Source organism: Terrabacter aeriphilus, from assembly GCF_039542985.1.
In the GTDB taxonomy this organism is placed as follows: domain Bacteria; phylum Actinomycetota; class Actinomycetes; order Actinomycetales; family Dermatophilaceae; genus Terrabacter; species Terrabacter aeriphilus.
The window spans coordinates 137,768-163,081 of record NZ_BAABIW010000010.1; the positions used below are offsets into that span (position 1 = coordinate 137,768).

Here is a 25,314-nt window from a genome sequence, read left to right on the forward strand (position 1 = left end):
GGCCGAGCATCACCTCAGCCAGACGGCGAGCGGACCGACCTGCTCCGCCCCGGCAGCGAGGGCGGCGTCGAGGCTGTCGCCGGCCTCCCAGCCCACGAGGGGCAGGCCGTCCGCGACGGTGCGGGCGGCGGCGGCCGCCTGCGCCCAGGCACGGGTCGCGTCGCCGTCGAGCGTGAAGACGTTGCCGAGGCCGGCCACCTCGCCGGTGACGTGGACGATCGCGCCCGCCACGACGGGCGCGTCGTCGGCCGCCCCCGCGTGCCGGGCGAGGACGTGGACGCCGGGCTCGTCGAGCAGGGTGGGCCGCAGGATCGCCTCGGCGTCGGGGTCGCTGGCCCAGGCGCGCACCCACGCGGCCATGCCCGTGGCGGAGGTCACGGGCCGCCAGTCCGGGCCGGGGTCGGTGAAGGGCGTCCCGGGGTCGAGCCAGATCCACTCCCCGACGACGAGACGCGCGAAGTCCTCCGGGCCGAGGTCGAGCCGGGCCCAGGAGTCCTTGACCGAGCAGCCGTCCGAGCCGTCGACGCGGGCCAGCACGTCGTACTCGCCGACCGTGGGCGAGAGCGTCACGGCATCGGGGTAGTAGGGCGGGGTGCGCGTGGCGGCCGTCCATGCGTCGGTGTCGAGCGTCGTGGAGACCCCGTGCGAGCGGGCCACCGCATCGCACCAGAGGGCGTTGTTGCGGGCGGCGAGCACGATGCGGTCGGTCACGACGCCGATCCTCTCAGTGTCGGCGACCGGTGGCAGGATCGGGCCATGAGAGACGGTGGGTCAGCGGAGCGCCCCGCGACGTTCTTCGACGACGCCGACGACTTCCGGGCCTGGCTCGAGGCGAACCACGAGCACGCGACCGAGCTCTGGATGGGCCTCAACAAGAAGCACGTCGAGCCGCGCGGCCTGCAGTGGGCCGAGGCGGTGCGCGAGGCGCTGTGCTTCGGGTGGATCGACTCGATGGCACAGCGCATCGACGACGACACGGTGCGCCAGCGCTGGACGCCGCGCAGGCCCGGGAGCAACTGGAGCACGATCAACATCACCGCCGTGGCCGAGCTCACCGCGGCCGGACGCATGCGACCGGCCGGCCTCGCGGCGTTCGAGAGGCGGCGCGAGGACCGTTCGGGCGTCTACGCCTACGAGAACCGTGAGCGCAGCTGGCCCGAGGCCTACGAGGCGCAGCTGCGGGCCGACCCCCGGGCGTCGGCGTTCTGGGACGCCGCAACCCCGTCGTACCGCAAGCTGGCGACGAACTGGGTCGTCACGGCCAAGCAGGAGGCGACGCGCGACCGGCGGATGGCCGAGCTCGTCGACGACTGCGCGCACCTGCGCCTCATCAGGACGCAGCGCTACGGCACCGAGCCGGCCTGGGTCAGACGCCTGCAGGCCGAGCTCGGTTGAGCCGAGGTCGGTCGAGCCGAGGTCGCTCAGCGACCGGTCAGCGCTTGGCCTTGGGCGGGATGATCTCCGCGTGGTCCTTGGCGGCGGACTTCGCGTGCTTGTCGGCACGCTTCTCCTTGAGCGACCTGGCCTTCGTGGACATGTGGGACTTCGGTGACTTGTCGCCCATGGCGCGCTCCTGAGGTTGGAAGCCCGAACGGCTCCATGCCTGCAGTATGCGCCCTGGAGCGGCGCCGTGGTCGCCGTCACCCCGGCGCATAGAGTTCCGGTGTGGGCTACGAGGGTCGGGACCGGGAGCGCTGGGTCGCGGAGGACCCTGCCCAGAAACGTGCCGACCGCGACGACTTCGCCCGCGACCGGGCGCGGGTCGTGCACTCGTCGGCGCTGCGCCGGCTCGCGGCCAAGACCCAGGTGCTCGCGCCCGGGCACGACGACTTCGTGCGCAACCGCCTCACGCACTCGCTCGAGGTGGCGCAGATCGGTCGGGAGTTCGGCGCCGCCCTCGGCTGCGACGCCGACGTCGTCGACACCGCCTGCCTCGCGCACGACCTCGGCCACCCGCCGTTCGGCCACAACGGCGAGACCGTGCTCGACGAGATCGCCTCGGACATCGGAGGATTCGAGGGCAACGCCCAGACGCTGCGCCTGCTGACCCGGCTCGAGGCCAAACGGGCCCACCCCGACGGCCGCCCGGCCGGGCTCAACCTGACCCGGGCCAGTCTCGACGCGTCGACGAAGTACCCGTGGGCGCGGGGCGAGGGGCCGGACGGCACGCGCAAGTTCGGCGTCTACCCCTCCGACCGACCGGTCTTCGACTGGATCCGGGACGGGGCGCAGCCGGGGGTCCGCTGCCTCGAGGCCGAGGTGATGGACTGGTCGGACGACGTCGCCTACTCGGTGCACGACGTCGAGGACGCCATCGCCTCGGGCTGGCTCGACCCGCGGGTGCTGCACTCGCGCGACCTGGGCGCCGTGCTCGACGTCGCCGGTCGCACCTACGCCCCCGACCTCGGCGCCGACGCGCTCGGTGCGGCGCTGGAACGGCTGCTCGCCTCGGGGGCGGTGCCGACGGCATACGACGGCTCACGGGGCGACCTCGCGATGCTCAAGGACATGACGAGCCGGCTCATCGGGCACTTCGTGCTCGTCGTCGAGCAGGCCACGCGCGAGCGGCACGGCACGGGCACGCTGTGCCGCTTCGGTGCCGACCTCGTGGTGCCCGACGGGACGCGGGCGGAGTGCGCGGTGCTCAAGGCGGTCGCCAACCACTTCGTCATGACGACCGACGAGCGGCTCGCCGTCATGTCGCAGCAGCGCGAGGTCGTGCGCGCCCTCGTCGAGGCGTTCGCGGCAGCGCCCGACGAGCGCCTTGACGTCGCCTTCCGCGCGGACCACGACGCGGCTGCCGACGACGGGGAGCGGCTGCGCGTCGTCGTCGACCAGGTGGCCTCCCTGACCGACGTGCGGGCGCTCGCCCTCCACACCCGGTGGTGCCGCTGACACGACCCTCCCGGCGACGACCTAGAATCACGGCAGCGACAGGAGGCAGATGGCGGGGCTGATCAACAGCGAGGACATCGCGGCGGTCAAGGCGCGGTCGTCCCTCGAGGACGTCGTGCGCGAGCACGTCACCCTGCGCTCCGCGGGCCCGGGGTCGCTCAAGGGCCTCTGCCCGTTCCACGACGAGAAGACGCCGTCGTTCAACATCCGCCCCGCCGTGGGCGCCTGGCACTGCTTCGGCTGCCAGGAGGGCGGCGACGTCATCTCCTTCGTGCAGAAGGTCGACCACCTGAGCTTCTCCGAGGCCGTCGAGCGGCTCGCCGGCAAGCTCGGCATGGAGCTGCGCTACGAGAACGGCGACCGCCCCCGCGAGGAGGGCATCGGCCGGCGCAGCCGGCTCGTCGAGGCCCACCGCGTCGCCGAGGAGTTCTACACGGAGCAGCTGCTGGGCGGCCAGGCCGCGCGCGCCGGACGCGACTTCCTGCGCGCCCGCGACTTCAACAGCAGCCACGTCAAGCAGTTCGGCATCGGCTTCGCGCCCCGCGGCGGGGAGGACCTCGTGCGCCACCTGCGGGCCAAGGGTTTCAGCGACGACGAGCTCGTGACCGGCGGGCTCGCCGGTCGCGGTGCGCGCGGGCTCTACGACCGGTTCCGCGGGCGGCTCGTGTGGCCGATCCGCGACATCACCGGTGACACGGTCGGCTTCGGGGCGCGCCGGATCTTCGACGACGACCGCATCGAGGCGAAGTACCTCAACACGTCCGAGACGCCGATCTACAAGAAGTCGACGGTGCTCTACGGCCTCGACCTCGCCAAGAAGAAGATCTCGCAGGGCCGCCAGGCCGTCGTCGTCGAGGGCTACACCGACGTCATGGCCTGCCACCTGGCCGGGGTCGACACCGCGGTGGCGACGTGCGGCACGGCCTTCGGCGCCGAGCACATCAAGACACTGCGCCGGCTCATGCGCGACGAGGCCGGGCTCGCCCCCGCCAAGGTGATCTTCACCTTCGACGGCGACGCCGCCGGGCAGAAGGCGGCCATGCGGGCCTTCGCCGACGACGAGAAGTGGACCTCGCAGTCGTTCGTCGCCGTCGAGAAGTCGGGCAAGGACCCGTGCGAGCTGCGCCAGGCCGGGGGGGACCCGGCCGTGCAGGCGCTCATCGAGGACGCCGTCCCGATGTTCGAGTTCGCCGTCCGCACGACGATCAAGCGCTTCGACGTGGGCACCGCGGAGGGCCGCATCCAGGCCGTGCGCGCGGTGGCCCCCATCATCGCCGCCATCCGCGACCAGTCGCTGCGGCCCGAGTACACCCGTGAGGTCTCGGGCATGCTCGGGCTCGACGTCGAGCAGGTGGCGACCGAGGTGTCGCGGGCCGGCAAGCTCAAGGTCGACGACGACGCGCGCGCCGACCGGGCGGGCGCGCGGGGCGGGGGCCGCGACGACGCCGAGCCCGTCGGATCGCCCGCCGAGGCGATGGGGATGCCGGTGCCCGACCGGCGCGACCCCGTCGTGCACGCGGAGCGGCAGCTGCTCCAGGTGCTCCTGCAGTTCCCGGCGGTCTTCAAGCCGGGAGCCATCGACCTGCTGACGCCCGACGCCTTCTCGGCGCCCGCGCACCGCGCGGTCTTCGACGGCATCCGCATCGCGCACCACAGCACCGACAAGGGCAACGTGCGGGTCTGGACGTCGGCCGTCACCGAGGCCGCCCCCAGCCCGGTCGCCGGCCTCGTCAGCGAGCTGGCCGTCGACACGCTGCCGACGCGGATGGACCCCAACACCGGCCTGCCCACCTCGCGCTACGTCGACGAGCTCTTCGACCGGGTGCGCACCATCGCGCTGACCCGGCAGATCGCCGACTCGATGAGCGAGATGCGCCGGCTCGACCACGCCGAGGAGCCGTCGCCCGAGCGCACGCGCGAGCTCGGCATCCAGCTGCAGACGCTCCAGCGCGAGCTCGCGGCGATCAAGGCAGGGATGGGCTGATGGCACTCTTCGAACGGCGGCGCCGGCCGGCGCTGCCCGCACCGGTGCGGGCCGCCGTGCCCCTCGTCGGCGGGGCGTCCGTGCTCGCGTGGGCGCGTGACGAGCGGACGGGTGGCCACGTCGTCGCCACGACGCACGACCTGGTCTTTGTCGGGCCCGACGACGAGCTCGCCTGGAGCCGGCCCTGGCACGAGGCCGAGACCGGCACGTGGGCGGGGGAGACGTCCACGCTGACCGTCACGTGGGTCGACCGGGGCGCCCCGGCGCGCTGGCAGGTCACGGAGCCCTCGCTGCTCCAGCAGGCCCTGCGCGAGCGCCTGCAGGCCAGCGTCGTGCTCGCCGACGAGTTCCGCACCGCGGGTCGGCGCACGGTCCGCGTCGTCATCCGCCAGGACCTCGCGACGGGCGCACTGCTCGAGCAGATCGTGCCCGGCAAGGGCGCCGACGTCAGCGACCCGGACGTGGCGCGGGAGGCGGCCGAGCGCCTCGCCCGGCTGCGCTCCGAGGTGGGTCTCTGAGGCTCTCGCCGGTGCCGTCGCACGGGGTGTTTTCGGCAGGTCGCACCCGATTTCTCGACCGCGCGGATGCTTTGCTATGGTTGCGCAGCAGCATTCCCCTGTAGCTCAATTGGCAGAGCAGCCGGCTGTTAACCGGCAGGTTATTGGTTCGAGTCCAATCGGGGGAGCCAACGACGAGAAGGGCCCCGACACCAGTGGTGTCGGGGCCCTTCTCGTTCGTCCTCCGGATCAGCGTCGGGCGACGGCACCCGGCCCGATGCCCACCCCCGCGCCCACCTCGAGGTCGGTGGTCTCCGCGTCCGGGGCCCCGGCAGGGCTGTGGGAGCCACCACGTCGCTTGAGCCATCCTTCGACCGCGCGGGCGAGTCGGGTCAGCAGGTAGTTGATGACGATGAAGATCACCGCAGCCACGAGGTAGGCCGGCACGGTGTTGGCGTACGCGGACCCCAGCGTCTTGGCGGCGTTGAGCAGCTCGGGGTACGTGATGACGACACCGAGCGCACTGTCCTTCAGTACGACGACGAGCTGACCGACGAGGGCGGGCAGCATGGCGGTCAGGGCTTGTGGCAACTGGATCGAGCGCAGTGTCTGCCCCGGCGACAGGCCGATCGAGAGACCTGCCTCGCTCTGGCCCTTCGGGAGGCTGAAGACACCGGAGCGCACGAGCTCGGCGATGACCGAGCCGTTGTAGAGCGTCAGCGCCAGCACCACGGCCGCGAGCGGCGCCGTCTGGGCCGAGACGAGGTTGCTCGTGGCGAAGTAGCCGAAGTAGGCGAAGACCATCATGATGAGCACCGGCACCGAGCGGAAGAACTCGACGACGACGCCGGAAGGGATGCTGATCCATCGGTTCGACGACAGCCGGCCGAGGCCGAGCACGATGCCGAAGACGCCCGCGAACACGACGGACAGCGCCGCGGCCTTGACGGTTCCCCACAGGCCGGGCAGGAGGTACTGCGTCCAGACGTCGGGGTCGTTGACGAACGGCGCCCACATGTAGCCCTCGAGCTGTGCTGCGTCACCCATCTTGCGCACGACGAGCCACACCAGGGCCAGCGCCAGCACGATGCCCACGCCGGTCAGGACGGCGTGTCGCCGACGGGCCTTGGGGCCCGGGGCGTCGAACAGGACGATCTCGGAGCTCATCGCTTCACCGCCAGGCGCTGGGAGAGGTTCGTGGTCAGGATGCCCAGGGGCAGGGTGAGGATGACGAAGCCGACCGCGAAGAGGAAGAAGGTCGGCAGGCTCGCGCCCTCGTTCTCGGTGATCTGCGCGAGCAGGCCGGCGGCCTCCGAGGTGCCGAGGATGACCGCGGCGACCGTCGTGTTCTTGATGAGGGCGATGAGCACCGAGCCGAGCGGCGCCACAGCGCCCCGGAAGGCCTGCGGCAGCAGCACCTCACGGAGCGACTGCCCGAAGGTCAGCCCGATCGCGCGGGCAGCCTCGGCCTGGCCCGTCGGGACCGTGTTGACGCCGCTGCGCAGGGCTTCACACACGAACGCTGCGTGGTAGACGGACAGCGCGACGACGGCCCAGAGGTACGCGTTTCGGGACAGGTCCTGCGAGAGGGTGATCCCGAGGATGAAGGACAGCCCGAGGATGCTGAAGACCATCAGGAGCGTCAGGGGGGTGTTGCGGAAGACGTTGACGTACGACGCACCGAGCAGGCGCAGGACCCGCACGGGGGAGACCCGGAGCACCGCGATGACGGTGCCGAGGACCAGCGCCCCGAGGGCGGAGAGCACCGAGAGCTGGATCGTGACCCAGAAGGCGCCGAGGATGTCGTACTTGCTGAGGATGTCGCCCATCCATCACCTCTCGTGGTGAGTCGGGCGCGGGATGCGTGGCCGTGCCGGCATCCCGCGCCCGTCGTCGTGCGTCAGGAGCAGGAGGCCGGGGTGGGCGGGTTGTCCGCGCCGGGCTTGTAGCCGGCCGGCCCCAGGTTGCTGTCGACGGCCTTCTGCCAGGAGCCGTCGGAGATCATCGTCTTGATGGCGTCGGTGATCTTCTGGCACATGGCCGTGTCACCCTTCTTGATGCCGATGCCGTAGTTCTCCGTGGAGAACGGCTTGCCGACGACCTTGAGCTTGCCCTTGTACTGGTCCTGCGCGGCGTAGCCGGCGAGGATCGTGTCGTCGGTCGTCAGCGCGTCGATGGCGCCGGAGGCCAGTGCCGCCACGCACTCGGAGTACGTGCCGAACTCCTGGAGGTTGACGCCCGGGACCTTCTCCTTGACGTTCTGTGCGGACGTCGAGCCCGTCACCGAGCAGAGCTTCTTGCCCGCGAGCGAGTCGGGCCCGGTGATGGAGCTGTCGTCCGCGCGCACGAGGAGGTCCTGACCGGCGATGAAGTACGGCCCGGCGAAGCTGATCTTCTCCTTGCGGGCGTCGGTGATCGAGTAGGTCGCGACGACCATGTCGACCTGCCCGGTCGAGATGAGCGTCTCGCGCTGGGCGCTCGGCGCCTGCACCCAGGTGATGTCACCCTCGGCGGTGCCGAGAGCCTTGGCGACGTACTTGGCCACGTCGACGTCCATGCCGGTGAACTCGCTGCCCTTCTTGAGGCCGAGGCCGGGCTGGTCGAACTTGATGCCGATCTTGAGCCCCTTGCCGCCGCTGGAGTCACCGCTCCCTCCGTCGCTCGATCCGCAGGCGGCGAGCGTGAGCGCGAGCGTCGCCGCCGCGGCGGCCGCTCCGAGTCGTCGTGCGTTCATCTGGGTTCCTCCCTGGGTGGTTGCTCGGCGCACGTGGTGTGCGCCGCTGCCTGTGCGGCTGGTGCAGATGCTGCTGGTTCAGTGGGTGAGGATCTTGCCGAGGAAGTCCTTGGCGCGATCGCTCGTCGGGTTCGTGAAGAACTCCTGGGGCGTGCCGACCTCGACGATCTGGCCGTCGGCCATGAAGACGACCCGGTCGGCGGCCTTGCGCGCAAAGCCCATCTCGTGGGTGACGACGATCATCGTCATGCCCTCCTTGGCGAGGCCGACCATGACGTCGAGCACCTCGTTGACCATCTCGGGGTCGAGCGCCGACGTCGGCTCGTCGAACAGCATGACCTTGGGGCCCATGGCGAGCGAGCGGGCGATGGCCACGCGCTGCTGCTGGCCGCCCGAGAGCTGGGCCGGGTACTTCTCGGCCTGCGCCTCGACGCCGACGCGCTTGAGCAGGTCGGCGGCCTGCTTGTCGGCATCCGACTTCGACTTCTTGCGCACCTTGATCGGCCCGAGCGTCACGTTCTCGCGGATCGTCTTGTGCGCGAAGAGGTTGAAGGACTGGAAGACCATGCCCACGTCGGCGCGCAGCTGCGCGAGTGGCTTGCCCTCCTCGGGCAGCGCCTTGCCGTCGATGGAGATGGTGCCGGACTCGATGGTCTCGAGGCGGTTGATGGCGCGGCACAGCGTCGACTTGCCCGAGCCGGAGGGGCCGAGGACCACGACGACCTCACCCTTTCCGACGGTCAGGTTGATGTCGCGCAGCACGTGCAGGTCGCCGAAGTGCTTGTTGACGCCCTCGATGACGACCATCGGGTCGCGAGACACGTCGTGGTCAGCAGTGCTCTCCACCGGCGGATCGGTGTTCACGTCGTCCATCCGGGCAACCTATCGGCTCCGGAGGTGGGGAGCACCCATCCCGCGCCGCCCGGGCGCGAAGCGTGCCCGAATCGTGAGGACCGGCGGTCAGGGCCGTTCGAGGGCAGAGGTGGTCGGCCCGGCCGCCTGTGTGGCCGACTCGGTGGCGAGCGCGCTCTGCGTCGCGGACGCGAGCACCTCGGCGGCCGTGGTGCTCAGGGCTGACGTCGCCGACTCCGACGGGCTCTCCGACGACGGATGCGTGGTGCCGGCGGTCGTGGTCGAGGTGGACGTCGTGGGGTCCTGGCTCGACGGCGCCGAGCTGGAGGGTGCCGAGCTGGTCGGTGCCGACGAGCTCGGTGCCGAGGTCGTCGGATCGGTCGTGGTGGGCCCGGTGGTCGTCGGCGCCGTCGTGGTGGGCGTCGTGCTCGTCGGGCCCGAGGTCGTCGGTCCGGACGTCGGGGGAGCCGTCGTCGTGGGCACCGAGGTGGTCGGCGCGGACGTGGTGGGAGCCGTCGTGGTGGGAGCCGTCGTGGTCGGCGCGGAGGTGGTGGGAGCCGTCGTGGTCGGAGCCGTCGTGGTCGGGGCCGTCGTGGTGGGCGTCGTGCTCGTCGGGCTCGACGAGGGCGTGTGCGTCGACGTGGCGGTCGGGGTCTGGCTCGGTGTGTGCGTGGGCGTGCCGCCCGTGCCGCCGGTGTCGCTCGGGTCGGGGATCGGCACGTCGCCGTCCTTGACCGTCTGCACCACGGTGCCGCCCGGCTCGATGACGAGGTGGGGCACGGCGCCGTAGGGCACCGAGCCCAGCGACGACGGCGCGAAGCCGAGGTAGGGGGCCGGGTCGACGTAGCGGTCGTCGATGATCACGTCGAAGTGCAGGTGGCAGCCCGTCGACCAGCCGGTCGTGCCGACGAGCCCGATGACCTGGCCCTGCGTGACCGTCTGCCCCTCGGTGACGAGGAAGCGGGACTGGTGTCCGTACGCGGTCTTGAGGGTCGGGCTGTGCTGGATGATCGTGCGGTTGCCCCACGAGTCGGACGTGCGGGCGTAGACGACCGTGCCGGCGGCGGCGGCGCGGATCGGCGTCCCGCAGCTCGCGGCGAGGTCGAGGCCGGTGTGGAACATCGGCCGGCCCAGCAGCGGGTGGATCCGGGGGCCGAAGGGCGAGGTCTCGCCGCCCGGCACGGGGTGGACGAAGAACGGTGCGCCGCTGATCGGCGCGGCGAGGGCCTCGGCGGTCTGCGGCACGAGGCTGATGGCCGGGAACATGAACAGGCCGCCGCCGAGGGCGTCCGAGAAGGCCGAGAGCGCAGGAGCCGCCGCAGCCGTCGAGGCGGCGGTGACGGTCGTCGACAGCTCGGTGCGGGCCTGCTCGACGACGGCGACGGCGTCGTCGACCTCGCTCGGGGCCGCTGCGGCGAGGACGACGGTGGCCCCGGGCGACTGCGGCGAGCTGCCGCCGAGGAACGGCAGCAGGGCGAAGACGAGCAGCATGAGGGCGAACGGGACCAGTCGCCCGCTCATCCTGACGTGGACGACGAGCGGACCCGTGCGCTGTGCCGGTGTTCGCACCGTCTGCCACCCCCTGCCTTGCCACTGCTTCGTGTCGTCTGAGGCGCCCTCCCGTCGGAGGGGCCTGGTCGTCGCCGCTCTCGCGGGCGCCGCGCGGCCGGGAGCGACCGGGCTGGTCGGCCCGGCACGCCGGTCGACTCCCACCTTAGGTCGGGCCCGCCCGCGACGGGCCGGTTCGCACCGAGTTGGTGGCTCGATCGTCGGCCCGGCGAGCCGCGCCCGCCGACGGACCTGTGACCCCTGTGGTTCCAGAGGCTCATGGGCCTCGATATGACGACTGTGACGGGTGTGGCGACCAAGGCCGCCCGGTGAGCACGGATCGACCTCGAGAACCCGGGCGACTCTCGTCCCCCTTGATCGGCAGGTGACCGCTTGTCGACGGTTTCCATCGACAACTTGCGCAAATCTTGCGGAAACGGAGGTGGTTCACGACCCCGGATCCTGCAGTCCGCAGTGCAGGCTGTGGTTCAGGGGGAGGGGTTACCGACACGGCCGTGGGGGTTGCAGTCGGGAGCGCACACCGGGTCGGGGGACCCGGGGGTCGGGCCGCAAGGCCTGGCCGGTCGGGTCGGGGGACCCGGTCGTGCGAGCTGGACGGGGTGGGTGTCGCCGGGGGAGACGGTGACTCCCACCCCGCCCCCGCATCCGGGTTTTGCCGAAGGTCGGTCGCCCGTCGGTCCGCCGACCTACAGTTCGGCTATCCGGTCAGGATGGGGTGGGTGCAATGCGCAGGATCTGGCACGTCACGACAGCGGGCCTCGGCTCGGTCGTCCTCGGCATCGCGGTGCTGGCCGCGCCGACCGCCTCGGCGGTCCAACCACCGGCCCCGGCACCGTCGAGCTCCTCGATGGTGAGTGCCGTGCCGTCCGCGGCCACGCCGGCCGTCGGTGACGGTGACGTGCGGGCCATCGCGAAGGTCGGCAGCACGATGGTCATCGGCGGCAACTTCACCACGGTCAACGGGGTGGCTCGTTCGCGCCTCGCGGCCTTCTCCGCGAGCACCGGCGCGCTCACCGGCCTCTCGCTGGCGGTCAACGGTGAGGTCTCGTCCGTCGTGCCGGGCCCGACGGCCACGACGGCCTACATCGGCGGAGCGTTCACGACGGTCGGCGGCGTGGCCCGGCGCAACGTCGCCCTCGTCGACCTCTCGACGAACACCGTCGTGCCCGGCTTCACGGCCCCCGCGTTCTCGAGCTTCGGCCGCGTCAAGGACATGGTCAGGGTCGGATCGCGGCTCGTCGTCGTCGGCGACTTCTCGACGGTGGGCGGCCAGGCGCACGCGGGGATCGCCGCGCTGAGCGCGACCACCGGAGCGGTGGACCAGACCTACCTGCGCGTGCAGTTCGCGGGCCACCACAACAACTCCGGCACCGGCGCGCAGGGCGCGGTCGGCCCGTGGAACCTCGATGTCAGCCCGGCGGGCGACCGCCTCGTCGTCATCGGCAACTTCCGCACGGCGGACGGCCTGCCGCGCGACCAGGTCGCGCTCATCACCCTCGGCGCGGCCGCGGCCGTCGTGACGCCGGACTGGAACACGCTGCGCTACAACCCGCTGTGCTTCAGCAACTCGTTCGACTCCTACGTGCGCGGAGTCTCCTTCTCTCCCGGCGGCTCCTACTTCGTCATCGGCGCGACCGGAGGAGGCGTCCGCGACACGCTCTGCGACGCCGCCGCCCGCTTCGAGACGTATGCCGTGGGCGCCGACCTGCAGCCGACGTGGGTGGCCGAGACCGGCGGCGACACGATGTGGGCCGTCGAGATCACCGAGGCCGCCGTCTTCGTCGGTGGCCACCAGCGGTGGGGCAACAACCCCTACGGACGTGACTTCGCCGGCCCGGGCGCGGTGCCGCGCCCCGGTCTCGTCGCACTCGACCCCGTGAGCGGCCGTCCGCTGCAGTGGAACCCGGGACGCAACCCTCCGGGCAAGGCGGTCTACGCCATCCTCGCGACGAGCGAGGGACTGTGGCTCGGCTCCAACACCGACTACGTCGGCAACTTCACCTACGTGCGCAAGAAGATCGTGCTCTTCCCGTATGCCGGGGGCAGCACCCTCGCCTCGACGACCGTGGGCACCCTCCCGGGCACCGTGCTCCTCGGTGGCTCGGTCGCCGGCGCGACCTCCGACGCGCTGTCGAGCGTCGGGCTGACGTCGACCGGGGTCAGCTCGCAGCCCGTGCCCGTCGGCAACGGCGGGGTCGCGTGGTCGGGCACCCGCGGCGCCTTCATGGTCGGCTCGAAGGTGTTCTACGCCAAGACGGACGGCTACCTCTACTCCCGCCCGCTCGTGCAGGGCGTCTGGGGCGCCGAGACCCGGATCGACCCGTACCACGACCCGCGGTGGGCGACCGTCGACAACCACCTGAACGGCACCTTCGACGGCAACCTGCCGACCCTCTACGGGCAGCTGCCCAACCTCAGCGGCATGTTCTACACGGGCGGCCGGCTGTTCTACACGATCACGGGTGACCCGACGCTGCGCTGGCGCTGGTTCTCGCCCGACAGCGGGATCGTCGACGAGCGCGTCTTCACGGTGCCGAGCTCCGTCGACTTCCGCTCGAGCCGCGGCCTGCTCGTCGCCGGTGCCAACCTGTACTACACCTCCACGGTCGACAGCTCGCTCTACCGCGTCGGCTGGAACGGCGCGACGGTGACGGGCGTGCCGGTGCGCATCAGCGGGCCGACGGTCGACCGGGTCTCGTGGGCCGCGCGGTCGCTCTTCCTGCTGGCCGGCTGAGCCCCGCTCCCGCCGAGGGCGTATGCCGGGGGCGCGCCACCCGGCATACGCCCCTCGGTCGTGCGGCGCGGGGTCAGGGACCCGTCACGGCCGCACGGACTGGGGGAAGCGGAAGAGGTTGCCGGGGTCGACGGTCGCCTTGACGGTGCGCAGTCGCGCGTAGGTGCCGGGCCAGTAGGCGGCGCCGTGGTCGGCGATCGAGATGTCGAGGTAGTTGACGTAGGCGCCGGTGCCGCAGAAGGGTGCCATCGCGGCCCGGAAGCCGCGCACGTAGCCGTCGAACGGCGTCGGGTCGAGCGTGGGCGTCGACGGGCTCCACCGGGCGAGGTAGTGCAGCATGAGCCGGGCGTCGCGGTGGCCGAAGGCCGAGTCTGCCGTCGTCGTCGATCGCACGGCGCCACCGAGGGCCACGACGGTGCACCCCGTCCACGTCGCCTTCGGCACGGCCAGGCCGGCCCTGACCCGGTCGACGAGGGTCGTGACCGCGGCGGGGGAGAGCGGCGCGTAGACCATCGTCGACGCGCCGGCCGAGGGGACGCGCGGGATCGTGCCCTGCGGTGGCAGGTGGCAGCTCGCGTACGAGGAGCACTCGGCCTCCTGGAGCATCGCGGCGAGGTAGCCCTGGCTGCTGACGGTGCGCGCGTTCGGCCGCACGCCGATGGCCGCGACGAGCGCGTCGAGCTGGGCCGTCAGCGCCGCGGCGCTGCCGATCCACGTCCCGGTCACCGTCAGCGACGTCTTGCCGGTCGAGGGCGTGGCGCGGAACGACAGCTCGCCGTGCAGCCGGCTGTCGGCGGTCGCCATGAAGGTCTGGTAGCCGGCGACGACGGCCGGCGCGGCCGACATGTCGTAGGGCATCGACCACACCTGGAACGTCGGCGCCGGGCGGAGCCGGAAGGTGAGCGAGGTGACGACGCCGAAGGAGCCACCGCCACCGCCGCGCAGGGCCCAGAAGAGGCCCGGCCAGTGGCTCGCCGAGACCTGCTTGACGGAGGCGTCCGCGAAGACGATCGTCGCGCCCGTCAGCTGGTCGCAGGTCAGTCCCCACGGCCGGGTCAGGGCGCCGATGCCGCCGCCGAGCGCGAGGCCGGCGATGCCGACGCTGCCGCACGTGCCACCGGGCAGGGCGAGGCCGGCCGAGGCCACCTTCTGGTAGACGTCGATGAGCCGCGCCCCCGCGCCGACGGTCGCGGTGGCCGTGGCCGGGTCGACCGTCATCGCCGAGATGAGGGTCGTGTCGATGACGAGGCCGGTGCCGGTCGACCAGCCGGTGAGGGCGTGGCCGCCCGAGCGGATCGTGAACGGCAGCGCGTTGCTCCGCGCGAAGGCGACGGCGGCGGAGACGTCGGCCGTCGAGACGCAGCGCGCCACGGCCGAGGGCCAGACGGTGTCGAACCGCGGGTTGTAGCCGTGCGCGACGGCGGTGTAGCCGGTCGCGCCCTGGACGAGCACCTGGCCGCTCATCCGCTGCTGCAGCGTGCTCCACGCCGGCGCCGCGACGGCTGACCCCGCGCCGGCGCTCGCCACCGCTCCTCCCGCGAGCAGGGCGGCCGCCCCACCCGCGCCCCGCAGCACCGCCCTGCGTGAGACGTCACGCCTCGAGACAGACTCCATCGCCGTACCCCGCCCCCTGGTGAGGTCCGCCTCGACCGGCGGACGATCCATCGACCCTGATCCCTCGACGCTAGGGGTCGGCGACGTCGATCGGGGGCGCAGCAGTGGGCCATCTGGAACGTGAATTCCCCTGGCGCCCGGCTTTGTCCGGCTTTGACCGGGCTGGTTCGACGTTCGGCTGATGGCCGGGCCCGAGCGGTGCCACGCTGGGAGCTCCGGGACGACGAGGGGGTCCTCGATGAGACGACTGGGTCTGACCACGGCGGCGCTGTCGATCGTGTGCCTGGGGGTGCTGAGCTCGAGCGAGGCGACCGGGGCGGTGTCGACCTCGTCGTGGAGCCAGCCCCAGGGCGACGCGGCACACAGCAACCGCAACAACGCGGAGACGACGATCACGGCGGCGACCGTGGCCGGGCTCGCGGTGCGCTACTCCGTCGGGCGGCTGCCCGACTACTCCGTCTGTGGCCGTGCCCACCCGCACGCGGCGGTCGCCACCGCGAGCCGTCTCTACGTCTTCGACGGACGGCGGGTCGTGGCGACCGACCTGGCGACCGGGCAGCAGCTCTGGCGGGGCGCCGACCTCGGCGGGACGACGGGGTTCCAGGCGACCGACCTCGCCGTCAGCGGCTCGCGGGTCGTCGTCCAGGGCAGCGGAGGCTGTCTCTCACAGAGCGACCCCGGTCTGCGTCTCGTCGGCCTCGACGCGGCCACCGGAGCCACGGTGTGGTCCGTCCAGCGGGGTGGCTACAACCGCAGCATGGTCGTCTCGGGCAGCACCGTCGTCTCCGACAACGACGACATCTCCGGAGTGCCGTCGGTCGTCGCCTACGACCTGACGACCGGCGCGCAGCGGTGGGTGCGGAGCGGCTGCGTGTCGTCGGGCTTCGGCCCGGACGCGGGCCTCTTCGCCTCCGACGACAACATCCTCACGACGTGCGGTGCCCTGTCGTTCGCCCGGCGCGGCGCGACGAGCTGGAGCAAGCCGGCCGGGTGGTCGTTCCTCCGCGCGGACCCGAGCGGCACGGTGAGCCCCAACGTCTACGCCCGCAACCCGGCGGGCCGGATCACCGCGCTCTCTCCCACCGGGGCGGTCCGGTGGACCTCGACGGAGTCGGGCCCGCTGCTCGCGGCGGGCCCCGTGCGCCTGATCGTCGGCTGCGGCGCGACGAACGTCTGTGCGCTGAACCGCGCCACCGGGGCGCGGGTGTGGACCTCGGCGCGCAGCGTGGCCCCGACGGCCGCCGTGCTCGCCGCGGACCTCGCCTACGTGACGCCCGGCGAGGCGCCCCTCGTCGCCGCCACCGGTCGACCGGTGCCGGGAGCGGACTCCGACTTCCTCAGCCCCTACGGCTACCTCGCGGACGGTGCCGTCGAGGTGGCGGGCGGCCGGCTCGTCAACGTGACGCGGCGCGCCGTGGACGTCTACGCCCTGACGCCCTGAGGGCCCCGTCGCCCGGGGAGCGCCGAGCGGGGTCCGGAGCACGCGTCCGGGCGGGGTCCCGGTGTGGTGGGGCAGCAGGGGCTTGAACCCTGGACCGACGGATTATGAGTCCGCTGCTCTGACCGGCTGAGCTACTGCCCCGTGACCAGGCGAGGCCCGGGGCCCGGCGTGGTCGGGGTGGAGTCTAGCGAGCGGTGTCGGCCGATCGGTGACGTGCCTCTAGGCTCGGCGTGACCAACCACCCCGGGCACGTGAGGAATCGACCAGCATGAGTGACGGCATCCGCGTGGCGGCAGTCGAGGACGTCGAGACGGGGGAGGCGCTCGTGCTCGACACCGCGCTGACCGGCACCGCCGAGGCGATCTCGCTCTTCCGCGATGACGACGGCACGTACTACGCCCTCGACGACATGTGCTCGCACGAGGACGCCTCCCTCGCCGACGGCTGGATCGAGGCCGGCGAGGTCGAGTGCCCCCTGCACGCCACGCGGTTCTGCCTCGCGGACGGCAAGCCGATGTGCCTGCCGGCGACCCAGCCGGTGGCCACCCACCGCGTCGAGGTCCGCGACGGCGAGGTCTACCTCCACCCGGGCGTGCCTGCCGGCTCCTGACGACCTGGAGCGAATTGACGAAAGTGGCGTAAATCGGTCATCGGGACTGCTGGTGCGCCTGTGTCGCATGGTGCACAATGGGCAGGTGCTCACGGCCGAGCACGCTCGGCCGTGAGCCGGGAACACGACAGCACGACCGGATCCTCGCTCGGAGACGCAGGCGTTGGGGAAGACGTCCCTGCAACTCCAGGAGGTTCGGATGGCTGCCGCCATGCCGCGCACCACGACACGGGGGGTCCTGTTCGTCCACGGGACCCCGGCCGCGCTGTGCCCGCACATCACGTGGGCGATCGAGGCCGTCCTCGACCAGCCCGTGAGCCTCGACTGGATCCCGCAGCCGGCCGCGCCCCGGACCGTGCGCACCGAGCTGGCCTGGGCGGGCGCCCCCGGCACGGGCGCGGAGCTCGCCAGCGCCCTGCGCGGCTGGGACGGCCTGCGCTACGAGGTGACCGAGGACCCGTCGCCCGGCTGCGACGGCGCCCGCTGGTCCTACACGCCCCGCCTCGGCATCCACCACGCCATGACGTCGGCGTCCGGTGACGCGGTCGTGCAGGAGGACCGGCTGCGCGAGGCGATCCTGCGCACCCGCGGCGACGTCGTCGCCCTGCACGAGGAGATCGACCTGCTCCTCGGCATCCCGTGGGACGAGGAGCTCGAGCCGTTCCGCTACGCCGGCGACGGCGCACCCGTGCGCTGGCTGCACCAGACCGGCTGACCGTCCGCCCGCCCGCGGGCACCGGACGTGGCGAGGGCCCGGGCGGTTCGTGCTCCCGGGCCCTCGTCCTGCCCGCCAGCCCGAGGACGTATGCCGCCCCTGCCACGTCCGCGATATTCGCTGGCAGGGCGCATGGTGCCCTGCGATCATCGAGCCGGCGCGCAGTCTGCGCGCCGCACGACGTGACCACCCGAGACCCGAGGACCTGAGATGGCACCGGCACTCCTTCCGGAGAAGCAGCACGAACGGTATGCCGTCGGTGCGCCCTGCCTGTTCCCCGGCGAGCGCTGCAACCCGCGCAGCATCCCGCACCGTCCCGTGCCGCGATCTCACTGACGCCACGAGCCGCCTGGCTCCGTCCGTCGAGCCGCCCCCGGGATGACCCCCACGGGCGGCTCTTCTCGTGCACCGACGAGACCCTGCCGCACCGCGTGTCGGTCCGGAGCACCAGGCGACCGGGCTCCCCACTCCTGCGGCACGAGCGAAGCCCGCGTGCACCGGCCACGACCCCGAGCTCTCCTGGCCGGCGACGGTCGCCGACGCCGAGCGCGCGGCGGCCGCCACTGACCCACCGTTGACCCATGACCCACCGGACGACCGTCCGGTCCACGAAAGGCTGAAACCCATGTCCACCTTCCCGGTGCCGCTGCCCGGTGCGGAGGCGTCCACGCTGCTGTGGGCCGACCCCGCCGACATCGAGCCGGCGGCGCTCGAGCAGCTGCGCTCCATCAGCAGGCTGCCGTGGGTGCACGGCCTGCGCGTCATGCCCGACGTCCACCTCGGCAAGGGCGCCACGGTCGGCTCCGTCATCGCGATGCGCGACGCGGTGTCGCCCGCGGCCGTCGGCGTCGACATCGGCTGCGGCATGACGGGGGTCCGCACGAACCTCACCGCGGACGACCTGCCCGACGACCTCGGCCCGCTCCGGTCGGCCGTGGAGTCGGTCCTGCCCGTCGGCTGGAGCGCGCACGACGGCTCGGCACCCGTGCTGGCCCGTGACGTGGGCCTGGCCGGCCGGGTCGACCGGCTCATGTCCGGCTTCGGCGACCTTCGGGCGCCGCGCATCGCCGACCGTCGGGGCCGTGCCCTGGCGCAGTGCGGGTCGCTCGGATCTGGCAACCATTTCTGGGAGGTGTGCGAGGCGGACGACGGCCACCTCTGGCTCATGCTGCACTCCGGCTCGCGCAACATCGGCAAGGAGCTGGCCGAGCGCCACATCGCCACGGCCAAGACGCTCGAGCACAACCTCGGGCTGCCCGACCGTGACCTCGCGGTGTTCCTGGCGGGCACGGACGAGATGGCGGCCTACCTGCACGACCTCTACTGGGCGCAGGAGTACGCGCTGCTCAACCGTGAGGTGATGATGGCGACGACGCGCGAGGTCGTGGCACGGCACTTCCCGCACGTCGTCTTCGACGAGCCGGTGCGGTGCCACCACAACTACGTGTCCGAGGAGACCTACGGCGGGGTCGACGTCGTCGTGACGCGCAAGGGCGCGATCCGGGCCGGCGCCGGCGACCTCGGCCTGATCCCGGGGTCGATGGGGACGGGCTCGTACGTCGTGCGGGGACTGGGCAACGAGGCGTCGTTCAACTCCGCGAGCCACGGCGCCGGACGCCGGATGTCGCGGAACGCGGCAAAGCGGCAGTTCACGGTCGAGGACCTGCGGGCCCAGACGGCCGGCATCGAGTGCCGCAAGGACGCGGGGGTGATCGACGAGATCCCCTCGGCGTACAAGGACCTCGAGTCGGTCATCGCGGCGCAGGCCGGGGGCCCGGACCCGCTCGTCGCGGTCGTCGCCCGCCTGAGCACGCTGCTCTGCGTCAAGGGCTGACCGCTGCGTCAGTGACCCGCGGAACGGGTCACTGACGCAGCGAGCGGGGCACTACCGGCGGTGGGTGCCGGCGCAACGCGCTACGTCACTGACCCGAAAAGCGGGTCAGTGACGTAGCGCGTGGTCGAGCAGCGGTCGGCACCGCCCGGCGCGGGCGGATGGCGGCGGCTCAGACGCTGCGGATCGCGAGCGCGACGTTGTGGCCGCCGAAGCCGAACGAGTTGTTCAGGGCCGCGATGTCGCCGTCGGGCAGCTTCTGGTGCTCCCCGGTGACGACGTTGAGCGGGATCTCGGGGTCCTGGTCGTCGAGGTTGATCGTGGCCGGCACGAGCCGGTTGTAGACCGACTGGATCGTGATGACGGCCTCGAGCGCGCCGGCCGCACCGAGCAGGTGCCCGGTCATCGACTTCGTCGCCGTGACGGACATGTCGTCGACGTGGTCGCCGAAGGCGCGCTTGATCGCGTTGTACTCCGCGACGTCGCCGACCGGGGTCGAGGTGGCGTGCGCGTTGATGTGGATGATGTCGGTCAGGGACAGGTCGGCCCGCTCGACGGCATACCTCATCGCGCGGGACGCGCCCGAGCCGTTCGGCTCCGGTGCCGTGATGTGGTGGGCGTCGGCCGACATGCCGACGCTCGCGAGCTCGGCGTAGATGCGTGCACCGCGGGCGCGGGCGTGCTCCTCGGACTCGAGGACGATGACGGCGGCGCCCTCGCCGAGCACGAAGCCGTCGCGGCCCGTGTCGTAGGGCCGCGAGGCCCGCTCCGGGTCGTCGTTGCGGGTCGAGAGCGCCTGCATCGCGGCGAAGCCGGCGATCGGCAGGGCGTGGACCGCGGCCTCGGTGCCGCCGGCGACGACGACGTCGGCGCGGCCCGTGCGGATCATGTCGATGGCGTAGCCCATGCTCTCGGCGCCGGACGCGCACGCGCTGACCGTCGTGTGGGCACCGGCGCGGGCCCCGAGGTCGAGCGAGACCGCGGCCGCGGGGCCGTTCGGCATGAGCATCGGGACGGCGAGGGGGTAGACCCGGCGCGGGCCCTTCTCGCGCAGGTTGTCCCACTGGTCGAGCAGCGTCCAGACGCCGCCGATGCCGGAGCCGATGGCGGCGCCGAGCCGCTCCGGGTCCATCTCGGGGGCGCCGGCGTCGGCCCAGGCCTCGCGGGCGGCGATGAGGGCGTACTGGCTCGACGGGTCGAGACGGCGCGTCTCGACCTTGGCGAGCACGTCGATCGGCGGGACGGCGATCGTGGCGGCGAAGGTGACCGGGAGCTCGTACTTCTCGACCCAGTCGAAGTCCATCGGGCGGGCGCCGGACCGGCCGGCGAGCAGGGCGTCCCACGTCTCCGGGGCCGTGCCGCCCAGGGGCGTCGTGGCGCCGAGACCGGTGACCACGACGCGTCGGTCGCGATTGGACGTCATGGTGACGTGCTCCTCTGAGTCGGAAGTGGTGAGTCGTGCAGGGGGTGCGGTCGTGCGGTGCGGTGCGGTCGTGCGGCGCCGGGTGCGGCCCGCGCGGTCGGCGCCCGGTGGTCCCGGGCGCCGACCGACAGGATCAGGACTGCGCGCCGGCGATGAACGTGACGGCGTCGCGGACGGTCTTGAGGTTCTTGACCTCGCTGTCCGGGATGCGCACGCCGAACTTCTCCTCGGCGTTGACGACGATCGTCATCATCGAGAGGGAGTCGATGTCGAGGTCCTCGGTGAAGGACTTGTCCATCTCGACGGACGCGGTGTCGAGGCCGGTCTCCTCGTTGACGATCTCGGCAAGACCCTCGAGGATCTCCTGCTCGGACTGAGCCATCTGTCTGCTCCTTGTGTTGTGGGCGGTGCTGGATGTCGTTCCGTGGCCCGAATGACCCGTCGGGACCGGCGGGAGTGGTGGAGGTCGCCGCCGCTCAGGGCAGCACGACGACCTGCGCGGCGTAGACGAGCCCGGCGCCGAAGCCGATCTGCAGGGCGAGCCCGCCGCTCGGGATCTCCTTCTCGGCGAGCATGCGCGTCGTCGCGATCGGGATCGAGGCGGCCGAGGTGTTGGCCGTCGTGACGATGTCGCGGGCGACCGGGATGTCGGCGGGCAGCTTGAGCTGCTTGACCATGGCGTCGATGATCCGGATGTTGGCCTGGTGCGGGATGAAGGCGTCGAGGTCGTCGGCCTTGATGCCCGCCTTGTCGATGGCCTGCTGCGCGACGGGGGCCATTCCCCAGACCGCCCAGCGGAACACCGTCTGACCGGCCATGCCGATCGCGGGCCAGACGTTCTTGTCGGCCTGCGCCGTCTGCCACGACTCGCGCACGTCGGTCCAGGCCTGCTTCTGGGTGATGGCGTCGCGCTGCGTGCCGTCCGAGCCCCAGACCGTGGGGCCGATCCCGGGGGTGTCGCTCGGGCCGACGACGCAGGCGCCCGCGCCGTCGCCGAAGATGAAGGCGCTGCCGCGGTCGTAGGGGTCGGTGAAGTCGCTCAGCTTCTCGACGCCGACGACGAGCACGTAGTCGGCCGAGCCGCCCTTGACCATGTCGCTCGCCATCGCCACGCCGTAGCAGTAGCCGGCGCAGGCGGCCGAGATGTCGAGGGCCGGGGCCGTCGAGCCGAGCCGAGAGGCGAGCTCCGGCGCGGCGGCGGGGGTCTGGTAGGGGTGGGTCACCGTGGCGACGAGGACGAAGCCGATCTGCTCGGGCGCGATGCCGGCGTGCTCGAGGGCCTGGCGCGAGGCGGCCTCGGCCATGTCGATGACGCTCTCGTCGTCGGCGGCGAAGTGCCGGCTGATGATGCCGGAGCGCTCGCGGATCCACTCGTCGCTCGAGTCGATCTTGTCGACGATCTCGGAGTTCATGACGACCCGCGCGGGGCGGTACGCGCCCACCCCGAGGATGCGGGAGTGGCGGGCGGCGCCGCTGTCGACGAGGGTGCCGGTGCCCTTGGGCGTCGGGGCGGAGGCGCTGGGTGCGGTCACGGGGGCCTTCTCGGGGTCAGGGGTGGGTGGGACGGGGTCACGCCGGGGTGGCGGCGGCTGCCACGGGCGGCGACGACCGGTCAGGAGCTGGAGTGGTTCTCGACGAGGGCGCGGGCGGCGTCGAGGTCGTCGGGCGTCTTGACGGCGAGCGTCTCGACGCCGCGCATGGCCCGCTTGGCGAGGCCGACGAGCGTGCCCGCCGGTGCGAGCTCGACGAGGGCGGTCACGCCGAGCTCCGTCATCGTCTCCATGCAGCGGTCCCAGCGCACCGGGTTGCTCACCTGGCGGACCAGGCGGGCCAGGGCGTCGGCCCCGTCGGCCACGGTGGAGCCGTCGGCGTTCGAGAGCAGCCGCAGGGCTGGCGCGGACGGGGTCAGCCGCGCGGCGGCCTCGCCCATGGCGTCGACGGCCGGTGCCATGTGCCGGGTGTGGAACGCGCCGGCGACCTGCAGGGGGATGACGCGGGCCTTGGCGGGCGGGTTCTCGCGCAGCGCCTCGACCTGCTCCAGGGTGCCGGCGGCCACGACCTGGCCGGCGCCGTTGATGTTGGCCGGGGTGAGGCCGTGGGTCTCGAGGGTGGCGAGCACCTCGTCGGGGGCGCCACCGAGCACGGCGGCCATGCCGGTGGGGGTCACGGCGCTCGCCTCGGCCATGGCCCGGCCGCGGGTCGCCACGAGCGCGATCGCCTCGTCGTCGGTGAGGACGCCGGCGAGGGCGGTCGCCGTCAGCTCGCCGACGGAGTGCCCCGCGAGGACGGCGTTGGTCGCCGACAGCGCGCTGCGCTCGGGGAAGAGCGCCGACGCGGTGACGAGCCCGGCCGCGACGATGAGCGGCTGCGCGACGGCGGTGTCCTTGATGGTGTCGGCGTCGGACTCGGTGCCGTGGGCGACCAGGTCGTGCCCGGCTGCGAGGCCGAGGGCCGTGAGCTGCTCGCGCACGCCGTCGAGCTCGAGCCACGGGGCGAGGAAGCCGGGGGTCTGGGAGCCCTGTCCAGGGCACACGATCGCTAGCACGGTCCCCACCTTTCCCGGTTACCGACGGGGACCCCGCCACCGAATGTCACGAAGTCGCAGACGATACCTTGGAGGTTTCCTCCAATTGCGCCGGGCTCGCGGTCGCGCGCGAGGCCGGGCGCGAGCCCGGCGCCTCAGCCAGCCGGCCGAGCGCGAGCGCGATGCGCACGGCCCACGCCTCGCGGGGCGTCGTCAGGTCGTAGCCCGTGACGTCGGCGATGCGCCCGAGGCGGTAGCGCACGGTGTTGGGGTGGACGAACAGGGCCCGCGCGGACGCCTCGAGCGACCCACCCAGCTCGAGGTAGGCGGTCGCCGTCTCGAGGAGGGAGGCGTGGCCGGGCGCGGAGAGCGGTCGGTGGATGCGGTCGACGAGCACGCGGCGCGCGGGGGAGTCGCCGGCGAGGGCACGCTCGGGCAGCACGGCGTCCGACTCGAGCACGCGGGGCGCGTCCGGCCAGGCCGCCGCGGCCGAGAGCCCGCTCAGGGCGGCCCGCGCCGACCGGCCGGCCGCGAAGAGGTGCGGCACGGTCGGGCCGACGACGACCGGGCCCGGGCCGAAGCAGCCGGCGACCTCCTCGACGACCTCGACGGCCGCCCGCGTGCCGCCGAGGATGGCGATGAGGCGCGAGCGCTGCACGATCGCGAGGGCCTCCACCCCGTGCTGGCGCACGGAGCGGCGCAGGTCGTCGACGGCCGGCACCGCGCCGGCCCGCGCCGTGGTCGGGGTGCTGCCGACGACGAAGGTGACGTCGGCGACGTCGCCCCAGCCGAGAGCGCTCGCCCGGGACTGCATCGAGTCGTCGGCCTCCCCACGCAGCACGGCGTCGACGACGAGGGCCTCGAGCCGGGCGTCCCAGGCGCCGCGGGCCTCGGCGGCCCCGGCATACACCTCCGCGGCGGCGAAGGCGATCTCGCGCGAGAAGCGGAGCACCGACTCGCGGAGGAGCTGCTCGTCGCCCGGCCCGGCGAGGCTCTCGACGCGGGACTCGACGACGTCGACGACGGTGCGCACGAGGTCGAGGGTCTGGCGCAGGCTCACCGAGCGCGTCAGCTCCTGCGGGGCGTTGCCGAAGATCGAGATGGCCGAGGGGGAGTGGCTCTCCTGGTGGTGGAACCATGCGATGAACTGCGAGATGCCGGCCTGCGCGACGAGGCCGACCTGCGAGCGCTCCTCGGCGGAGAGGTCGCGGTACCACCGCAGCTTCTCCTCCATGCGCTGCGACGCCAGCGTCGCCAGGTCGCCGGCGCTGCGCTCGACGGCGCGTGAGGTCGCCTCGCTCGGGTGCTGCCGGGCTGCGTCGCTCACGAGCCCAGCCTAGGCGCACGCGACCGCCGACTTTGTATGCCGTTCACAAAGTCGGCGGCCGCGTGCGTGGTCAGGCGGTCCGGCTCAGCCGGAGACGGCCGACGCGAGGTTGCCGAGGCTGTCCTCGAGCTGGCTCTTCTCGACGAGCGGGAAGCTCACCTTCTGGAGGATCTCCTTGTCGGTGACGTGGCTCCAGTCGTAGGTGAGCGAGACGAGGGTCGAGCTCGGGCCCTCCGGCGTCAGCTCCCACATCCACTCCCAGCCGGGGGGCGGGGTGTCGGCGGGCGCGGTCTTCCAGGCGAGCAGGGCGTTGTGCGAGTAGCCCGAGACGGTGTTGTCGGTCTGGTACTCGCCGCCCATGTGGTCGCCGGCCATGTTCATGCGGAACACGTCGCCGACCTGCTGGATGCGCTCGGCCTTCTCGTCGGAGCGCACGAAGCCCGAGCCGTCGAGCTCGACGTGCCGCTTGGGGTTGCTCAGCACGTCGAAGATGTCGGCGGCCGAGGCGTCGATGCTCCGCTGGACGGTGATCTTCTGGGATTCGGTCATGCAGGGCACCTACCC

Annotated in this window: 23 protein-coding genes and 2 tRNA genes; 10 read left to right on the top strand and 15 right to left on the bottom strand. The window is 72.5% G+C overall.

The annotated features are described in order from the left end of the window. Window positions 1-9: 9 nt before the first annotated feature. Window positions 10-711, bottom strand: coding sequence for a hypothetical protein (locus tag ABD979_RS07575; RefSeq protein WP_345506851.1), 702 nt, complete (start codon window positions 709-711; stop codon window positions 10-12). Between the two features lie 45 nt (window positions 712-756). Here ABD979_RS07575 and ABD979_RS07580 point away from each other — a divergent pair, with 45 nt between their 5' ends. Beyond that, complete coding sequence (locus ABD979_RS07580; protein ID WP_345506852.1) at window positions 757-1,395, top strand: YdeI/OmpD-associated family protein; 639 nt, start codon at window positions 757-759, stop codon at window positions 1,393-1,395. A gap of 37 nt (window positions 1,396-1,432) precedes the next feature. Here ABD979_RS07580 and ABD979_RS07585 read toward each other — a convergent pair whose 3' ends face one another. Further along, the gene (locus ABD979_RS07585) at window positions 1,433-1,564 is read right to left on the bottom strand and encodes a hypothetical protein (RefSeq protein ID WP_345506853.1); all 132 of its coding nucleotides are present in this window, start codon (window positions 1,562-1,564) and stop codon (window positions 1,433-1,435) included. A 101-nt stretch (window positions 1,565-1,665) separates the two neighbouring features. On the opposite strand from ABD979_RS07585, the gene ABD979_RS07590 reads away from it, so the two are divergent. The 4 genes from ABD979_RS07590 (at window position 1,666) to ABD979_RS07605 (ending at window position 5,567) form a co-directional block, all read left to right on the top strand. Continuing rightward, complete coding sequence (locus ABD979_RS07590) at window positions 1,666-2,895, top strand: deoxyguanosinetriphosphate triphosphohydrolase (RefSeq protein ID WP_345506854.1); 1,230 nt, start codon at window positions 1,666-1,668, stop codon at window positions 2,893-2,895. Between the two features lie 49 nt (window positions 2,896-2,944). Continuing rightward, window positions 2,945-4,879: a DNA primase gene (gene dnaG / locus ABD979_RS07595; RefSeq protein WP_345506855.1), complete on the top strand. Its 1,935-nt coding sequence runs from the start codon at window positions 2,945-2,947 to the stop codon at window positions 4,877-4,879. Then, entirely contained in the window at window positions 4,879-5,397 is a 519-nt protein-coding gene (locus ABD979_RS07600) for a hypothetical protein (protein ID WP_345506856.1), read from the top strand. The genes dnaG and ABD979_RS07600 overlap by 1 nt, the downstream gene beginning before the upstream one ends. A gap of 94 nt (window positions 5,398-5,491) precedes the next feature. Beyond that, a tRNA-Asn gene (locus ABD979_RS07605) sits at window positions 5,492-5,567 on the top strand. Window positions 5,568-5,625: 58 nt separating this feature from the next. On the opposite strand, the gene ABD979_RS07610 is transcribed toward ABD979_RS07605, so the two are convergent. The 5 genes from ABD979_RS07610 to ABD979_RS07630 form a co-directional block, all read right to left on the bottom strand. Continuing rightward, window positions 5,626-6,543: an amino acid ABC transporter permease gene (locus ABD979_RS07610; RefSeq protein ID WP_345506857.1), complete on the bottom strand. Its 918-nt coding sequence runs from the start codon at window positions 6,541-6,543 to the stop codon at window positions 5,626-5,628. Next, window positions 6,540-7,205: an amino acid ABC transporter permease gene (locus tag ABD979_RS07615; RefSeq protein WP_345506858.1), complete on the bottom strand. Its 666-nt coding sequence runs from the start codon at window positions 7,203-7,205 to the stop codon at window positions 6,540-6,542. The genes ABD979_RS07610 and ABD979_RS07615 overlap by 4 nt, the downstream gene beginning before the upstream one ends. A gap of 71 nt (window positions 7,206-7,276) precedes the next feature. Next, window positions 7,277-8,110: a glutamate ABC transporter substrate-binding protein gene (locus tag ABD979_RS07620; protein ID WP_345506859.1), complete on the bottom strand. Its 834-nt coding sequence runs from the start codon at window positions 8,108-8,110 to the stop codon at window positions 7,277-7,279. A gap of 78 nt (window positions 8,111-8,188) precedes the next feature. Beyond that, a complete protein-coding gene (locus tag ABD979_RS07625) occupies window positions 8,189-8,917 on the bottom strand; it encodes an amino acid ABC transporter ATP-binding protein (RefSeq protein WP_345506919.1) in 729 nt (242 codons plus the stop codon). Window positions 8,918-9,070: 153 nt separating this feature from the next. Continuing rightward, complete coding sequence (locus ABD979_RS07630; protein ID WP_345506860.1) at window positions 9,071-10,483, bottom strand: M23 family metallopeptidase; 1,413 nt, start codon at window positions 10,481-10,483, stop codon at window positions 9,071-9,073. 772 nt (window positions 10,484-11,255) lie between these two features. Here ABD979_RS07630 and ABD979_RS07635 point away from each other — a divergent pair. Beyond that, window positions 11,256-13,265, top strand: a complete 2,010-nt coding sequence (locus ABD979_RS07635) for a hypothetical protein (protein ID WP_345506861.1) — start codon at window positions 11,256-11,258, stop codon at window positions 13,263-13,265. An 84-nt stretch (window positions 13,266-13,349) separates the two neighbouring features. Here ABD979_RS07635 and ABD979_RS07640 read toward each other — a convergent pair whose 3' ends face one another. After that, the gene (locus tag ABD979_RS07640) at window positions 13,350-14,879 is read right to left on the bottom strand and encodes an FAD-binding oxidoreductase (RefSeq protein WP_345506862.1); all 1,530 of its coding nucleotides are present in this window, start codon (window positions 14,877-14,879) and stop codon (window positions 13,350-13,352) included. 238 nt (window positions 14,880-15,117) lie between these two features. On the opposite strand from ABD979_RS07640, the gene ABD979_RS07645 reads away from it, so the two are divergent. Beyond that, window positions 15,118-16,320: an outer membrane protein assembly factor BamB family protein gene (locus ABD979_RS07645; RefSeq protein ID WP_345506863.1), complete on the top strand. Its 1,203-nt coding sequence runs from the start codon at window positions 15,118-15,120 to the stop codon at window positions 16,318-16,320. A gap of 64 nt (window positions 16,321-16,384) precedes the next feature. Here the strand turns inward: ABD979_RS07645 and ABD979_RS07650 are convergent. Further along, window positions 16,385-16,461 (bottom strand) — tRNA-Ile (locus tag ABD979_RS07650). Window positions 16,462-16,588: 127 nt separating this feature from the next. Between ABD979_RS07650 and ABD979_RS07655 the strand changes: the two genes are divergently transcribed. From ABD979_RS07655 to ABD979_RS07665, 3 genes are all read left to right on the top strand, one after another. Next, complete coding sequence (locus ABD979_RS07655) at window positions 16,589-16,930, top strand: bifunctional 3-phenylpropionate/cinnamic acid dioxygenase ferredoxin subunit (RefSeq protein ID WP_345506864.1); 342 nt, start codon at window positions 16,589-16,591, stop codon at window positions 16,928-16,930. A 199-nt stretch (window positions 16,931-17,129) separates the two neighbouring features. Continuing rightward, window positions 17,130-17,645 (top strand): DUF3145 domain-containing protein, encoded by a 516-nt coding sequence (locus ABD979_RS07660; protein ID WP_345506865.1) that lies wholly within the window; start codon window positions 17,130-17,132, stop codon window positions 17,643-17,645. Between the two features lie 625 nt (window positions 17,646-18,270). After that, window positions 18,271-19,479, top strand: coding sequence for an RtcB family protein (locus ABD979_RS07665; protein WP_345506866.1), 1,209 nt, complete (start codon window positions 18,271-18,273; stop codon window positions 19,477-19,479). 169 nt (window positions 19,480-19,648) lie between these two features. On the opposite strand, the gene fabF is transcribed toward ABD979_RS07665, so the two are convergent. The 6 genes from fabF to ABD979_RS07695 form a co-directional block, all read right to left on the bottom strand. Further along, a complete protein-coding gene (gene fabF, locus ABD979_RS07670; protein WP_345506867.1) occupies window positions 19,649-20,899 on the bottom strand; it encodes a beta-ketoacyl-ACP synthase II in 1,251 nt (416 codons plus the stop codon). Window positions 20,900-21,032: 133 nt separating this feature from the next. After that, entirely contained in the window at window positions 21,033-21,281 is a 249-nt protein-coding gene (locus ABD979_RS07675; protein ID WP_020145270.1) for an acyl carrier protein, read from the bottom strand. Window positions 21,282-21,375: 94 nt separating this feature from the next. Then, entirely contained in the window at window positions 21,376-22,431 is a 1,056-nt protein-coding gene (locus ABD979_RS07680; protein ID WP_345506868.1) for a beta-ketoacyl-ACP synthase III, read from the bottom strand. An 80-nt stretch (window positions 22,432-22,511) separates the two neighbouring features. Beyond that, window positions 22,512-23,444 (bottom strand): ACP S-malonyltransferase, encoded by a 933-nt coding sequence (locus ABD979_RS07685; protein WP_345506869.1) that lies wholly within the window; start codon window positions 23,442-23,444, stop codon window positions 22,512-22,514. Window positions 23,445-23,490: 46 nt separating this feature from the next. Then, window positions 23,491-24,750: a PucR family transcriptional regulator gene (locus ABD979_RS07690; protein WP_345506870.1), complete on the bottom strand. Its 1,260-nt coding sequence runs from the start codon at window positions 24,748-24,750 to the stop codon at window positions 23,491-23,493. A gap of 84 nt (window positions 24,751-24,834) precedes the next feature. Further along, complete coding sequence (locus ABD979_RS07695; protein WP_345506871.1) at window positions 24,835-25,299, bottom strand: SRPBCC family protein; 465 nt, start codon at window positions 25,297-25,299, stop codon at window positions 24,835-24,837. Window positions 25,300-25,314 lie beyond the last annotated feature (15 nt).